The 15,769-nt window shown below is 32.4% G+C and carries 11 protein-coding genes, 1 rRNA gene and 1 other annotated feature; all 12 genes read right to left on the bottom strand.

The features are described 5' to 3' along the window. A 16S ribosomal RNA gene (locus tag CLTEP_RS08445) occupies window positions 1–95 on the bottom strand; the annotation flags it as partial. A gap of 2,115 nt (window positions 96–2,210) precedes the next feature. Continuing rightward, window positions 2,211–3,599 (bottom strand): UDP-N-acetylmuramoyl-L-alanine--D-glutamate ligase, encoded by a 1,389-nt coding sequence (gene murD, locus CLTEP_RS08440; protein WP_066825371.1) that lies wholly within the window; start codon window positions 3,597–3,599, stop codon window positions 2,211–2,213. 439 nt (window positions 3,600–4,038) lie between these two features. Beyond that, the gene (locus tag CLTEP_RS08435; RefSeq protein WP_066825385.1) at window positions 4,039–5,430 is read right to left on the bottom strand and encodes a glycine--tRNA ligase; all 1,392 of its coding nucleotides are present in this window, start codon (window positions 5,428–5,430) and stop codon (window positions 4,039–4,041) included. 267 nt (window positions 5,431–5,697) lie between these two features. Continuing rightward, window positions 5,698–5,864 (bottom strand) — a binding site (T-box leader). An 88-nt stretch (window positions 5,865–5,952) separates the two neighbouring features. After that, on the bottom strand, window positions 5,953–7,404 hold the full coding sequence (lysS, locus tag CLTEP_RS08430) for a lysine--tRNA ligase (RefSeq protein ID WP_242863894.1): 1,452 nt from the start codon (window positions 7,402–7,404) through the stop codon (window positions 5,953–5,955). A 97-nt stretch (window positions 7,405–7,501) separates the two neighbouring features. Continuing rightward, window positions 7,502–7,984 carry a transcription elongation factor GreA gene (gene greA / locus CLTEP_RS08425; RefSeq protein ID WP_066825369.1) on the bottom strand — a complete coding sequence of 161 codons (483 nt, stop codon included), beginning with the start codon at window positions 7,982–7,984 and terminating at the stop codon, window positions 7,502–7,504. Window positions 7,985–8,163: 179 nt separating this feature from the next. Further along, on the bottom strand, window positions 8,164–9,147 hold the full coding sequence (gene dusB, locus CLTEP_RS08420) for a tRNA dihydrouridine synthase DusB (RefSeq protein ID WP_066825367.1): 984 nt from the start codon (window positions 9,145–9,147) through the stop codon (window positions 8,164–8,166). A gap of 6 nt (window positions 9,148–9,153) precedes the next feature. Next, window positions 9,154–9,933: a type III pantothenate kinase gene (locus tag CLTEP_RS08415; protein WP_066825365.1), complete on the bottom strand. Its 780-nt coding sequence runs from the start codon at window positions 9,931–9,933 to the stop codon at window positions 9,154–9,156. 455 nt (window positions 9,934–10,388) lie between these two features. Continuing rightward, window positions 10,389–11,519, bottom strand: a complete 1,131-nt coding sequence (locus CLTEP_RS08410; protein ID WP_066825359.1) for a sodium ion-translocating decarboxylase subunit beta — start codon at window positions 11,517–11,519, stop codon at window positions 10,389–10,391. A 20-nt stretch (window positions 11,520–11,539) separates the two neighbouring features. Then, a complete protein-coding gene (locus CLTEP_RS08405; RefSeq protein WP_066825357.1) occupies window positions 11,540–11,920 on the bottom strand; it encodes a biotin/lipoyl-containing protein in 381 nt (126 codons plus the stop codon). Between the two features lie 48 nt (window positions 11,921–11,968). Beyond that, complete coding sequence (locus CLTEP_RS08400) at window positions 11,969–12,370, bottom strand: OadG family protein (protein WP_066825355.1); 402 nt, start codon at window positions 12,368–12,370, stop codon at window positions 11,969–11,971. Between the two features lie 13 nt (window positions 12,371–12,383). Next, a complete protein-coding gene (locus CLTEP_RS08395) occupies window positions 12,384–13,874 on the bottom strand; it encodes an acyl-CoA carboxylase subunit beta (RefSeq protein ID WP_066825353.1) in 1,491 nt (496 codons plus the stop codon). A gap of 157 nt (window positions 13,875–14,031) precedes the next feature. Then, window positions 14,032–15,702 carry a formate--tetrahydrofolate ligase gene (locus tag CLTEP_RS08390; protein ID WP_066825351.1) on the bottom strand — a complete coding sequence of 557 codons (1,671 nt, stop codon included), beginning with the start codon at window positions 15,700–15,702 and terminating at the stop codon, window positions 14,032–14,034. Window positions 15,703–15,769 lie beyond the last annotated feature (67 nt).

The following is a 15,769-nucleotide window of genomic DNA, read 5'->3' as shown; positions in this document are numbered from 1 at the left end:
TATTCCACTACCCGAAGGTAGCTTCATCGCTCGACTTGCATGTGTTAGGCACGCCGCCAGCGTTCGTCCTGAGCCAGGATCAAACTCTCAATTTAAAAGTTTATCTTGCTCAAGCCATTACTGACTTTATTCTCTAAAGAATTACGAGTTCTTCTTACTTACTCTGTTTACTTTTCAAAGACCTTTTCTTCTCCGCCGCTTCAAGCGACTTCTGTATTATAGCAAATTACTTTTGCTCTTGTCAACAGCTTTTTGAAAGTTTTTCTAACTCTCATTCGACTGTTTACTCATCGCCGCTTTGTGAACTTCTTTGTCCGCCGCAGCGACAAGGATTATTCTATCATATTGATAAAATCATTTTATAATGTCTTATATAAATATGATTAATTATGTACATATAACTTTTAATTGTTTCTTTTTTCATCGTTTTGCTTATGCTGATACACTAGGATATGTTTTAATTCAATGTTCTAGGGGATAGGAAGCAAGGTGCTAGGTTTTAATCTCCAGTCTCCAATCTCTAATCTCCATCAAAATCACAATCTCTCCTAGTGATTGACATTTACAACTTTATTAGTCTCCAGTCTCTAATCTCAAGTCTCCAATACAGATTTGCCATTTGTATACCAGTATCTATTTTAGGTGCTAAGCACTAAAATAAGTTTGCTAGAGGACTAGTGGGCTAGTGGGCTAGTGCAAATTTGTGACTTGACTGTTATATACTTACAACCAGCAAATACTTTATATTCATTTAATAAATTGTAAAACAATTTACACCTTTACTAGCCAAACTAACCAACTTACAATCTATCATTCAAGAAATCGTATAACGATTTCATCATTAACTGGTAACTAGCCACCTGGAAAACTGGCACTCTTATATTAGTTTTCATCAAAATCACAATCTACTTTGGCGATTGGTGATTGGAGATTGGTAATTTTGGTTTAGTCTCCAGCTTATCTAATCTCAAATCCCTAGTCCCTAGTCCCCAGTCTCCAGTACAGATTTACAACTTGAAAACTATTATCTATTTAAAAATAAAGTTTGCTAGAGGGCTAGACGGCTAGTACAGATTTGCCATCTGTATACCAGTATCTATTTTAGGTGTTAAGCACTAAAATAAGTTTGCTAGGCTACTAGAGGGCTAGTGCAGATTTGTAACTTGAAAACTAGCATCTATTTAAGAACAAAGTTCTAGGTATTAGTTTTCATCAAAGTAACAATCTGCTTTGGTGATTGGTGATTGGCGATTGGCAACTCTGTTTTAGTTTCCAATCTCTAGTCTCCAGTCTCCAATACAGATTTGCCATCTGTATACCAGTATCTGTTTTAGGTGCTAGAAATGAAGCAAGTTTGCCAGGCTGCTAGAGGGCCAGTGCAAATTTGTGACTTGACTGTTATATACTTACAACCAGCAAATACTTTATATTCATTTAATAAATTGTAAAACAATTTACACCTTTACTAGCCAAACTAACCAACTTACAATCTATCATTCAAGAAATCGTATAACGATTTCATCATTAACTAGCCACTAGCAAACTAGTCAACTGGCAATCTTTATTAAGAAAATCGTATAACGATTTCATCATTAACTGGTAACTAGCCACCTGGAAAACTGACACTCTTATATTAGTTTTCATCAAAGTCACAATCTACTTTGGCGATTGGCAACTATTTATTAGTCTCCAGTCTCTAATCTCCAGTCTCCAATACAGATTTGCCATTTGTATACCAGTATCTATTTTAGGTGCTAAGCACTAAAATAAGTTTGCTAGAGGACTAGTGGGCTAGTGGGCTAGACTGCTAGTGCAGATTTGTAACTTGATTACTATATACTTATAATAACCAAATGTTTTTATATTGCATTCAATAGTGCAAATTTGGTATCTTGATTAATATTTACTTATCACTTATCTAGTAGCTAGATACCAGCAAACCAGTACTCTTATTTAAATAAATTACGTAGTAATTTCGAAACTAACTAGTAACTAGTAATTGACACCCTAGCACATTGCATTCAAGAAATCGTTTAGCGATTTCATCATCAACTAGCCACTAGCAAACTGGTCAACTGGCACTCTTTATTAAGGAAATCGTGTAACGATTTCAACATTAGCTGGTAACTAGCCGACTTGTAACTGGCAATCTTCTTTTTAAAGAAATTGCGTAGCAATTTCAACCTTTACTATTCCTTATTCACTATTAACTATTCACTAATTAAGTTGTTAACTATTCGTTTGAATTCTAAGCCTCTTTCAGCAAAATTTTTGAACATATCAAAACTTGCACAAGCAGGTGATAAAGTAACTATATCGCCTTTTTGGGCAATTTTCCTCGCCACATTAACAGCTTCTTCTAAGGTATTAACTGATATAATATCAATTTCATAAACTTTTGATTTGCTAACATCATCAAATGCTTTCTTTATTTTGTCTTTAGTAACACCTAATAATATAAGAGTTTTAATTTTTTCATACCCACCTTCAGCCAAAGGTTCAAACGGTATATTTTTATCATATCCACCTGCAATCAAAATAACAGGTTTTTTAAATGCCCTTAATCCTGCTAATGTTCTAGTTGGACTTGAAGCTATTGAATCATTATAATAATCTACTCCTTCAATTCTTCTAACAAATTCACATCTATGCTCAACACCTTTGAATGTTGTTGCCACCTTTCGCATGCTCTTGATGCTAGCATCATCATACACAGCACAAAATGCTGCCAATAAATTTGCTATATTATGAATGCCTATCAATTTAACCTCATTACTTTTGCACACTTCTTTTCCTTTGATAAATAATTTATCATTTTCGAGATATGCTCCATCTTCAATATTCCCATTTAGTGTAAACCACGAAACTCTTCCTTTAGCCTCATCATACATGGACTTTACAATAGCGTCATCTTTATTCAATACCAATATATCATCCTTCTTTTGGTACTTAAAAATATTCTTCTTTGCTTCTATATACTCTTTCATATCCTTATGCATATCTAAATGGTTAGGAGTTAAATTTGTCATAACAGCAACATCCGTAGAAACATCCATAGTCATAAGTTGGAAACTCGATAATTCTAATACAACCTTATCCTGCTCATTCATCTCTTCAATCTTTGAAAACAATGGAGTTCCAATATTTCCACCAACCCATGTCTTATATCCTTCCTCTTTTAAAATATTATAAATTATAGTTGTAGTAGTCGTCTTACCATCGCTACCAGTTACCCCAAAAGTTTTAGCAGGACAATATTTTACGAATTCTTCCATTTCCGAAGTAATATATGCCCCACTTTTTTTAGCTTTTATTAATGCAGTATTATCTATTCGCATAGATGGTGTTTTAAAAATAACCTGAAATTCAGTTAAATCATCTAAATAATTATCTCCTAATATTAACCTTACTCCTTTTCCCCTGAATTCTTCAATTATTCTATCGTCAAATTCCGCCTCTGTTCTTTTATCCATTGCAGTAACTGTAGCTCCCAATTTGACTAAGAAAAATATTAAAGGAATATTGCTAACCCCTACTCCAACTACTCCAACATTTTTACCTTTTATAAACTCTTTAAATTCAGTGAATTCCTTTTTCATGATTTCCTCCATAAAATTAATCTAAAGTTAAATTCTTGACACAAATCATTATTAATTTAGTTAAATCTCTTTCCAATAATTACTATAAATTCATTATAGCACTCCCTTTATTCGTTATCAAGTTGATAGTTTCTCAAAGTAAAAACAATCACTATTTTTGTCTAATAATTAATATTATTATCTAAATTGATTGAAAATAATTAATATAAAAACTTTAATTTATACTATTGCATATTCTAATAGTAATGTGTTATACTCTGTATTGTCGTTAGAAGATGTTTGCTAATAAGTTATTAAATATTAATATATCCCCATAATCATTACATATCAATGATCCCCATGATTAACCCCTTAAACCGGATTTTTTCCGGTTTTTTTGTTTGCTATTTTTTAAGACACGCATACAAGTGCGTGTCTTTTTATACTTATACTTAATTTTCTAGAAATCAATCTTCTCATATATGAAATGTGTTAATTCATCTATTTTTATTCTCACTTGATCCATAGTATCCCTATCTCTTATAGTAACTGTATTATCTTCCAATGTATCAAAATCTATTGTTATACAATAAGGAGTTCCTATTTCATCTTGTCTCCTATATCTCTTACCAATGCTACCCGTTTGGTCATACTCCACATTAAAATGTTTACTCAACATTGCATAAACTTCCTGTGCTTTATCAGATAATTTTTTAGATAAAGGTAAAATAGCCGCCTTAAACGGTGCCAATGCTGGATGTAAATGAAGTACTGTTCTAACATCCCCATTCTCTAATTCCTCTTCATCATACGCATCAACCAAGAAAGCAAGAGCTACCCTATCAGCACCAAGTGATGGCTCAATGCAATATGGCACATATTTTTTATTAGTCTGAGGATCTAAATAACTCATATCAACACCTGAATGTTCAATATGTTGTTTTAAATCATAGTCCGTTCTATCAGCTATACCCCACAATTCACCCCAACCAAATGGGAATAAATATTCAATATCGGTCGTAGCATTACTATAAAATGACAGCTCTTCTTTTTCATGATCTCTAAATCTAATATTTTCTTTTTGAATACCTAAATTTAATAAGAAGTTCATACAGTATTCTTTCCAATACGCAAACCATTCCAAATCAGTTCCTGGCTCACAGAAGAATTCCAATTCCATTTGTTCAAATTCTCTAGTCCTGAATGTAAAATTACCAGGAGTAATTTCATTTCTAAATGATTTACCTATCTGTGCAATACCAAAAGGTATCTTCTTTCTAGAACTTCTTTGTACAGATTTAAAGTTAACAAATATACCTTGAGCTGTTTCCGGTCTCAAGTATATTTCTGATTTACTATCTTCTGTTATACCTTGAAATGTTTTAAACATAAGATTGAATTTCCTAATACCAGTAAAATCCTTCTTACCACACTTAGGACAAACAATGTCATGTTCTTCTATATATTTTTCATATTCTTCATTTGACCATCCATCAGCATTAGCATTTTGTTCGCCATGCTCTACCATGTAATCTTCTATTAATTTATCTGCTCTAAATCTAGCTTTACAAGCTTTACAATCCATTAGCGGATCAGAAAAATTTCCCAAATGACCTGAAGCAACCCATGTTTCAGGATTCATTAATATTGCACAATCTAATCCTACATTGTATGGACTTTCTTGAACAAATTTTTTCCACCATGCTTTTTTTACATTATTTTTAAATTCAACTCCTAATGGACCATAGTCCCACGCATTAGCTAATCCACCATAAATTTCAGATCCTTGGAAAATAAATCCTCTAGTTTTACACAATGAAACGATTTTATCCATAGTTTTTTCTACTGCCATAATAATTGCCCGGTTATGAAAATCGTAACAAAACATAACCTACTCCTTTCTGTTTAATTTTTAATCTAACGATTTTTTTAAACCCATATATTTTATTAAATCTCCATAATAATTTTAAAGATTTAATTCCATATCTTTTTAAAATTTTACCCTCTGCCGTTGTTATATTTCATTGGTTTTTCACTTCGACTAACTTATTTACTTAGGAAAATCTGCACTAGTCATTTTTTGAAAATGCCTTAACTATATAAACAAAGGCTTTTACCATAAAGGGACGAAAAATTCTTTCCGCGGTTCCACCCTTCTTGGCAAAAGCCCAACTCACAGTTATAGCACTCTAGAGCTCCATTCATAATAAATCTTTTACTGTTCACACCACCCACAGTATCTCTGAAAAAGATATTATTATTACTCTTCTCCTTCATTGTACTAAATATTTATTTTTATTAAAACCAGCATCAAACATCAAACATTTTAATGAAAATTATAATATTCTTTTAAAGATAATTCATTTTCAACAAACTAATTTGATGGTTTCATTGTTGGGAATAAAATTACATCCCTAATTGAATATGCATCTGTTAAGAACATAATCAATCTATCAATACCTATTCCTAATCCACCAGTTGGAGGCATACCTATTTCAAGAGCATACATAAAATCTTCATCAATAACATATGCCTCATCATCGCCAAGTTCTCTTGCCTTAGCTTGCTGTGTAAACCTTTCCCTCTGGACTATAGGATCATTTAATTCAGAATAAGCATTACATATTTCTCTACCAAAAACGAAGCCCTCAAATCTTTCAGTTAATTCATCATTGCCTCTCTTTTTCTTAGTCAAAGGCGATACCTCAACAGGATAATCACACAAGAATGTAGGCTGTACTAGGTGTTCTTCAGCGAATTCCTCAAACATAGCATTTAAAATTTCACCTTTTGTACAATACTCTAGTTCCTTTTTAAGCTCAATTCCCTTTTCTTTCGCAATTTTTCTAGCTTCTTCATCTGATTTAATTTGTTCAAAGTCTATACCAGCATATTCCTTTACTGCTTCTACCATAGTAATCCTTCTCCAAGGTGGAGCAAAATCTATTTCAGTACCCTGATAAGTTACTTTTGTTGTACCAAGAACCTTTTCACACACATAAGCTACCATATTTTCAGTAATTTCCATCATGTCATTGTAATCAGCATATGCTTGATATAACTCTATAGCCTCAAATTCAGGATTATGTCTTATATCAATTCCTTCATTTCTGAAGTTTTTACCCATCTCATAAACCTTGTCAAAACCTGCTACTATCAATCTTTTTAAGTATAATTCAGTAGCTATTCTTAAATACATATCAATATCAAGTGCATTGTGATGTGTAACAAATGGTCTTGCTGCTGCCCCACCAGCAATAGGTGAAAGAATAGGAGTTTCTACTTCCATAAAACCTCTATTATCCAAAAACTCTCTTATGGCTTTGATAATCTTTGTCCTTTTTATAAAAGCATCCCTAACATCTTGATTCATTATAATGTCTACTTCTCTATGTCTGTATCTTAAATCAGGGTCTTTTAATCCATGCCATTTTTCCGGAAGTGGTCTTAATGATTTCGCTATCAATTTAAAATCACTAATGTGAACAGACACTTCTTCAGTCTTTGTTTTAAAAACTGTTCCTGTTACACTAACCAAATCACCTATATTAAATGATTTATATTCTTTTAGTTTTTCTTCACCCACATCATTTATTTTAATATATAGCTGCATTTTACCATCTTTATCATGGATATCAGAAAATCCAGCTTTTCCGTGTACTCTCTTTGACATTAATCTTCCTGCAATAGTAACCTGTTTACCTTCTAATTCATCATAATTTTCTTTAATCTCTTTTGAAGAATGTGTAACCTCAACTTCATAAACACTAAAAGGATCATTCCCCTTTGCCTGCAATTCTTCAAGTTTTTGCTTTCTTTGAAGCATCTGTTCATTATATTCTTTTTCTTGTTTCTGCTGAAGTTTAATCTGCTTAAGCTCTTCCTTTGTTAATTGCTTTTCATCTGCCATTAAAAAATACCTCCTAATCTCTACTCACTTTTAGTATCTCATACTTACTAGTTCCACCCGGAATTTCAACTTCTATTATGTCTCCCACTTTTTTGCCAATAAGTGATTTACCTACAGGTGACTCATTCGATATTTTATACTCCATAGGATCAGCTTCTGCTGAACCAACAATTTTAAATTCAATTTCCTCATCAAACTCATAATCCTTAACTAATACTTTAGAACCTATATTTACAATAGCATCATTAATGTCACTTTCGTCAACCACTTCAGCATGTCTAAGTGTATTTTCAATTTGTGCTATCCTTCCCTCAACAAAAGCCTGTTCATTCTTTGCTTCGTCATACTCAGCATTTTCACTTAAATCACCAAAGGAACGAGCAACTTTAATCTTCTCTTTTATTTCACTTCTCTTAACTGTTCTTAAATATTCTAATTCATCCTCTAGTTTTTGAATCCCTTCACGTGTCATTAAAAACTTCTTCTCTTCTCCCATATCTACACCGTAATACGGCTTCAACTCCTTTCAGCTATTAACTTACTACTATTATTATGCTTATTTATGCCATACTCATTTGTATACCAATTATGTCTGCTAAATTATTAAAAAAAACACATTGTAAAATCATTTGTATAATTATAAATCAGTATAATTGTAATGTCAACATGCCTGATTTATTTTGAATAAATCTTTTCTAGCATTATCTTATAATCCTCTAAAATATTAATAGCTTCAGAAATACTCTCACTAGAATTTATACTATTTTTAATTTCTGTAGAATTTTTCATTCCCTTTATATACCATGCAGCATGTTTTCTCATCTCTCTAACCGCCTTGTACTCTCCATCATATTCAAGTGCTAATTTATAATGTTTTATACACATATCTATTTTATCAAATTCATTTGGATAAATAACTTCTTCACCATTAAATATTTGGTTTATTTGTTTTATAAGCCATGGGTTTCCTTTTACGCCCCTAGCAACCATAACAGCATCGCACCCTGTAACCTCTTTAATATTAATAGCATCATCAGCAGAAAAAACATCACCATTAGCAATAACAGGTATTGATACATTTTGCTTTACTTTACCTATTATATCCCAATTAGCTTTCCCCTCATACATCTGCTCTCTAGTTCTTCCATGCACAGCAATGCAATCCGCCCCAGCTTCTTCAATGGCTTTTGCAAATTCCACTACATTTACACTATTAGAATCAAAGCCTATCCTACATTTTACCGTAACAGGTTTAGTTGAAACCTTTTTTACTTCTTTCACTATTTGCGAAGCAAGCTTAATATCTTTCATCAATGCTGCTCCTTCTCCATTCCTAACAATTTTAGGCACAGGGCATCCCATATTGATATCAACCAAGCAAAATTTACTATTGTTATTGAAATAATCATAACATACCTTAGCCATAATATATGGGTCATTTCCAAACATCTGAACTGCTACTTGTTTTTCTTTTTGCGAAACTTTCATAAGATTTTCAGTGTTTTCACTTCCATAATATAAACCTTTAGCACTAACCATTTCAGTATATGTTAGTCCACATCCCATATCAACACATATTTCTCTAAAAGCTACATTAGTAACACCTGCCATAGGTGCCAAAAAAACTTCACTATCAAAAATAAGATTTGATATTTTCATCAAAAATTACTCCTTATTTTTTTCATATATAATCTTCAACCCATCCAACGTTAAAAAAGACTCAACTTTATCAATTTTTGAAGATTCTTTGGAAATCAATTTTGCAAGCCCTCCTGTGGCAATCACAAGTGGTTTTTCTTCTCCATATTCTATCATTTCATTAATCATTTTATCGGTAATAAAATCTACTTGCCCTACATATCCATATATAATTCCCGCCTGCATACTAGAAACCGTATTTTTGCAAATGACCTTAGGTGGTTTAACAAGCTTTACCTCTGGTAATTTAGCGGCATTTTCAGATAAAGCCCTAGATGATATTTTTAATCCTGGACAAATTGCTCCACCCAAATAATCTCCCTTAGCTGTAATAGCACAAAATGTAGTAGCTGTCCCAAAATCTATTATTATTAGTGGTTTATTATATTTTTCATGTGCAGCAACTGCATTAACTATTCTATCTGCTCCAACTTCCTTTGGATTATCATATTTTATATTTATTCCAGTTTTCACTCCAGGACCAACTACAACAGGATCCACTTTTAAAAATTTTCTAATCATATGCTCTAGCGAGTACATTGTATTTGGAACTACAGAAGATATGATAACTCCTTCTACCTCATCAAGATTTAATTCTTTACTGTTAAATAATTTTAATACTTGAACACCATATTCATCAGATGTTCTTTTGGGATCAGTAGACAATCTCCATTCCGCTATTAAATCATCATCTTTATAAACTCCTAAGACTATATTAGTATTCCCAACATCTAAAACAAAAATCATTAACTTCACCACCTGCAGCCTATTATATTATATAAGAGCAGCATACAGCTGCTCTTTATTAGGCATTTTCAAAAAATAACTAGTCAGTATGCTAGCCTATTTTGCGAACTACTTCATCGTTGGAACCCGTTGATAGAACCTACTATCAGCGGAACCCAACTCTTTGTATTTCACAAAATATACGTCGCATCTTTGACTTGTTATTTTCTTTCAAATGCCTTAAGTCGGAATCAAATTCAGCCAATACTATAATTTTAACAATTACTTACTATTTGTCAAGCACATAAATGCAATACTTCTATTCACAATTCAGATTTTTAGCATATATATTACAACGAAAAAATGCAACCACAATTGATAAGCTCTTCGTTCGGGCTAACGAAGAGCTTTAAAATACCTCTAGAAGTCATAATAGGCACGGCAATATTCTTCTAGGGTTATAAACATAATTTAATTTAACCAAATAGTTTTAATAAAATACCTGCTGCAACAGCAGTACCAATTACACCTGCTACATTAGGTCCCATTGCATTCATAAGTAAAAAATTCCCTGGATTTTCTTCTTGTCCTACCTTCTGAGCTACCCTTGCAGCCATAGGAACAGCCGAAACTCCTGCAGCCCCTATAAGTGGATTTATCTTACCTCCACTAAGTTTGTACATAATCTTTCCTATAAGTACACCTGCTGCAGTACTTATACCAAATGCAACCATACCTAATATTATAATTCCCATTGTTCTAGGTTGCAAAAATATTTCTGCTTTTGCTGTAGCACCAACAGTAAGACCTAAAAATATAGTTATAATATTAATCAATGCATTTTGAGCAGTATCTGATAATCTTCCAACAACACCTGATTCTCTAAATAAATTACCAAGCATTAACATACCTATTAATGAAGCAACCGGTGGAAGTAATAATATTACAACTACAGCAACGACAATTGGGAATATAATTTTTTCTATCTTTTTAACTTGTCTTAGCTGTCCCATTTTAACCATTCTTTCCTCTTTGGTAGTCAAAAGCTTCATAATAGGAGGTTGTATCATTGGAACCAATGCCATATATGAATACGCTGCAACAGCAATAGGTCCTACAAGCTCTTTTGCTAATTTACTAGATAAGAATATTGCTGTAGGTCCATCAGCTCCTCCTATAATCCCAATAGCTGCTGCCTCCTGTGGAGAAAAATCGAAAAGCAGAACAGCACACATAAATGCAAAGAAAACACCAAACTGCGCGCCAGCTCCCATGAATATACTTGATGGGTTAGCAAGGAGTGGTCCAAAATCCGTCATAGCACCAACACCTAGGAAAATCAAAGGAGGATAAATATCGCTTTCAATACCCTGATATAAATACCATAATAAACCTCCTGGTTCACCACCCGTTGGTGGATTCATAAGATTAGCCAATGGTAAATTTGTTAGAATCATACCAAAAGCAATAGGAAGCAACAATAGTGGTTCATATTTCTTTTTGATAGCTAAAATTATCAAAAAACAAGCTATCAATAGCATAATTACTTGTCTACGATCTATAGCCATAAATCCCGAAGATTTCCACAAATCTATAAGAACATGCATTAGAATTCCCTCTCTTCCCTTTATTCAATAACTGCCAATACATCCCCAGTATTTACTTGTACACCTTTTGCAACATCAACTTCTATTACCTTTCCATCACGCGAAGCCATAATTTCATTTTCCATCTTCATAGCTTCTAATACAAATAATACATCTCCCTTTTTAATACTATCTCCCTCTTTTACATTTACACTAAGAATAGTACCTGGCATTGGGCATTCTACCTTTTCACCTTCTGCAGATGCTTTTTTAGGTTGTGCTGGCTTAGATGAAGCCTTACTATCTTGTTGTACTGGCTTTGACGCTACAGCATTTGTAGAAACCTCTGTAAAATCTCCTTGAACTTCTTCAACTTCTACCTCATATCTATTCCCATTAACATTAATCACATATTTCTTCATCTCTAATTCCTCCCACTCACACTAATTAAAATTAATATTTAGAATGACTTAAAATAAATCCGCATTTACCCATCTTGAATTATTAGAATTTACTCTCTTTATGCTCTTTATCACTAATCTTTGTTCAGGTATATCTGTATATTCTGATATCGCAGCCATTATTGCAGCAACTATTTCCAATTCATCATTACTAGAAATATTTGAATCACAATCATCAGAAACAACAGAATCTCCTTCATTGCTTATATCATTAAATTCATCATTACGAACTTGTTTATGATTCTTACTTTTAAATATGCTTTTAAATATACTTACAATTTTATTCCAAACTATTGGTAGTACTTTTATCAAATAAGTTTGTAAATATATAATTCCCATTAAAAACGCAAGTAATGAAAACACTATAACCATAGATACTATGGTTACATTAAGGGCTCCCATAAAAGTCATAATTTTCTCCCCCCTATATCAACTCACTGCCATGCTTTTTAGGATATCTTAATTCTCTTTTTGTTAGTAACATATCTAATACAGCATATAATCTTGGTTTTGTTTCAGAAGGCATGATAATATCGTCAATCAATCCTTTTTCTGCAGCCTTAAAAGGATCTGTAACTTCATCTATGTATTTTTTTATTATAGTATCTTCTTCTTTTTTAGGATTATCTAAAGCAGAAATCTCTTCTCTGTATATTGTTTTAATCAAACCCTCAGGTTCCGTTAATGATATTTTAGCACTAGGCCATGCTAATGTAATATCAAAAGCAACTTCTCTGCTTGCTAACGCTAAATATCCTGAACCATATGCCTCACCAATAATTAGTGAAACTTTAGGCACCCTAGCACTTGCAAGAGAGTATACTATTTTTGAAGCGTATAACGCAAATCCGTTATTTTCTTCATCAATACTTATAGCAAAACCTTTTGTATCAACTAATGATAATATTGGTATATTAAAACAATCACACATCTTAACAAATCTTGATATTTTATCAGCAAACTTCATATTGATACCAGACTTGTGTTTTGAGTTATTTCCTATTATACCAACAGTTCGTCCATTTATTTTAACCAACAATGTCATTACAGATTTTTCCCATTCTTTATTTATCTCTATTAAACTAGCTTTATCTGAGATTTCACTAACTATTTCAAAAATATCACATTTATCATTTCTCACCATAGAATTTAATTTCTCATTCAAAACATTCAAATCAGAAACTTCTTTCGCTAAAGGAGAAGACTCTAAATTATTTGAAGGAATATATTCTATTATTTTTTTTACTATGTTTAATGCTTCTTTCTCATCATTAGCATACATTTGAACATTGCCATTATGAACACTATTTTCAGCATCAGCATACATGCTTTTATCAACATACTTCTCTTCTTGTTCAATAAGTTTATTTATTGATGTCAATCCAACCTCACCAGAATTCTTAACAATTACTGAAAAGTCACTCATAGTACAATTTAACGCTGCTGAACCAACACATGCTCCAGCTACAATGGCTATTCTAGGAATTACTCCCGATAAAGAAGCATTTTTATTCAATATCTTACCATACTCCTTTAAAACATTTAAACCTTCTGTTAATTTCGTTCCCACTGAATCAAAAATCTGTACCAAAGGCGCACCCATTTTTCCAGCCATATCCATTATATTGTATATTTTTTCACAATTATACTTTGTTAAAGCACCACCACTTACCGTGTAATCCTGACTATACACAAAAACAAGCCTACCATTGACTGTCCCGTATCCTGTGATTACTCCATCACCATTCCCCTTAATTAAGGAACCAAATTCAATAAAAGACCCATCATCCAATAACAAAAGAATTCTTTCTCTTGCGGTTAATTTATGTAGATTATGTTGCATTTCTTTTTTGTCAGTATTATCAATATCACCGCGTTCTTGCATGATTTTTTGCAATTTTTCAATCTTATCCATATATTTGCCTCCCATTAAATAACACATAAAAATTCGACCCATGATAATAATATCATAAAAAATGAATTTTGCATAGTTTTATATGCAAGTTTTATTTCATTTTTCTGTGAATTTATAAAAATAGCTGCACTAAAAAGTGCAGCTATTTTTATGATTTTTAAAACAATCCAATTATAGTTCCATCATCAATAATATCCATTTTATTAGCAGCTGGTACTTTTGGAAGTCCAGGCATAGTCATTATATCTCCAGTCAATACAACTATAAATCCAGCTCCATTAGATACCCTTACTTCTTTTACAGTAATATTAAATCCCGTAGGCTTACCCAAAAGCTTAGGATTATCAGATAAAGACTTTTGAGTCTTTGCAACACAAATAGGGAGTTTATCTAATCCTAATTTCTCTATTTCTTTAATCTGTTTCAATGCTGTCTTTGTATACTCTACACCATCAGCACCATAAATTTCAGTTGCAATCGTATTTACCTTTTCTTTTATATCCTTATTAGAATCGTACAACACTTTAAAATCACTTGGTTTATTTTCTATAACATCTATAACTTTATTACCAAGATCAAGCCCACCTTCTGCACCTTTGCCCCAAACTTCAGTTAACGATACAGGTATATTCTTATTATTGCAAAACTCTTTAATGAATTCTATTTCTTGTTCTGAATCATGAGCAAACTTGTTAATGGCTACAACAACAGGCAATCCAAATTTTTGTACATTCTCAATCTGCTTATCTAAATTTGCGATTCCAACAGATAATGCTTCAACATTAGGAACATTAAGCATATCTTTTTTAACCCCACCATGATGCTTAAGAGCTCTTATAGTAGCAACAATTATAACACAATTTGGTTTTAAACCACCATATCTACATTTTATATCAAAAAACTTCTCAGCTCCTAAATCAGCTCCAAATCCAGCCTCAGTTACTACATACTCCGAAAGTTTTAATGCAGTTTGAGTTGCTATCAAGCTATTACATCCATGTGCAATATTTGCAAAAGGTCCTCCATGAATTATTGCAGGTGTATTATCTAATGTCTGAACAAGATTAGGTTTTATGGCATCTTTCATAAGTAAAGCCATAGCTCCATTAACTTCTAAATCCTTGCAGTATACTGGTTCTCCATCAATATTATAAGCAACTAATATATCACCCATTCTCCTCTTCAAGTCCATCAAGTCCTTAGACAAACATAATATAGCCATTATTTCCGAAGCTACAGTTATCATAAAACCATCTTCTCTAACAAATCCATTTGGTTTTCCACCTAATCCTACAATGACCTGTCTTAAAGCCCTATCATTCATGTCCATTACTCTTTTAAATAATATTCTTCTGCTGTCAATTTTTAATTTATTGCCTTGATGTATGTGATTATCTATTGCAGCTGACAACAAATTATTAGCCGCAGTTATTGCATGCATATCACCAGTAAAATGAAGATTTATATCTTCCATAGGTACTACTTGTGCATATCCTCCTCCTGCTGCTCCTCCTTTAATTCCAAATACAGGTCCTAAAGAAGGTTCTCTTAATACTGCGACAGTTTTCTTACCTATTTTGTTCAATGCCTGGCTAAGTCCAATAGTTACTGTTGATTTTCCTTCTCCCGCAGGTGTTGGATTAATTGCTGTAACTAAAATTAACTTTCCATCCTTCTTATCATAATTCCTTTTTAGAACATCAAGAGATATTTTACATTTATACTTGCCATATAAATCAATATCATCTTCTGAAAGTCCTAGTCCTCTTGCGATTTCAACTATTGGTTGCATTTTAGATTCTTGTGCAATTTCAATATCACTTTTCATTATACTCACTCCTTGCAAAAATAATTTAATATGGTAAATCATTAAAAACGCTTATATACAAAATAGG

Origin of the sequence: Clostridium tepidiprofundi DSM 19306 (assembly GCF_001594005.1) — a bacterium.
Lineage (GTDB): Bacteria > Bacillota > Clostridia > Clostridiales > Clostridiaceae > Clostridium_AC > Clostridium_AC tepidiprofundi.
The sequence above is the reverse complement of the archived record's forward strand: the minus strand, read 5'-3'. Positions and strand labels throughout refer to the sequence as shown.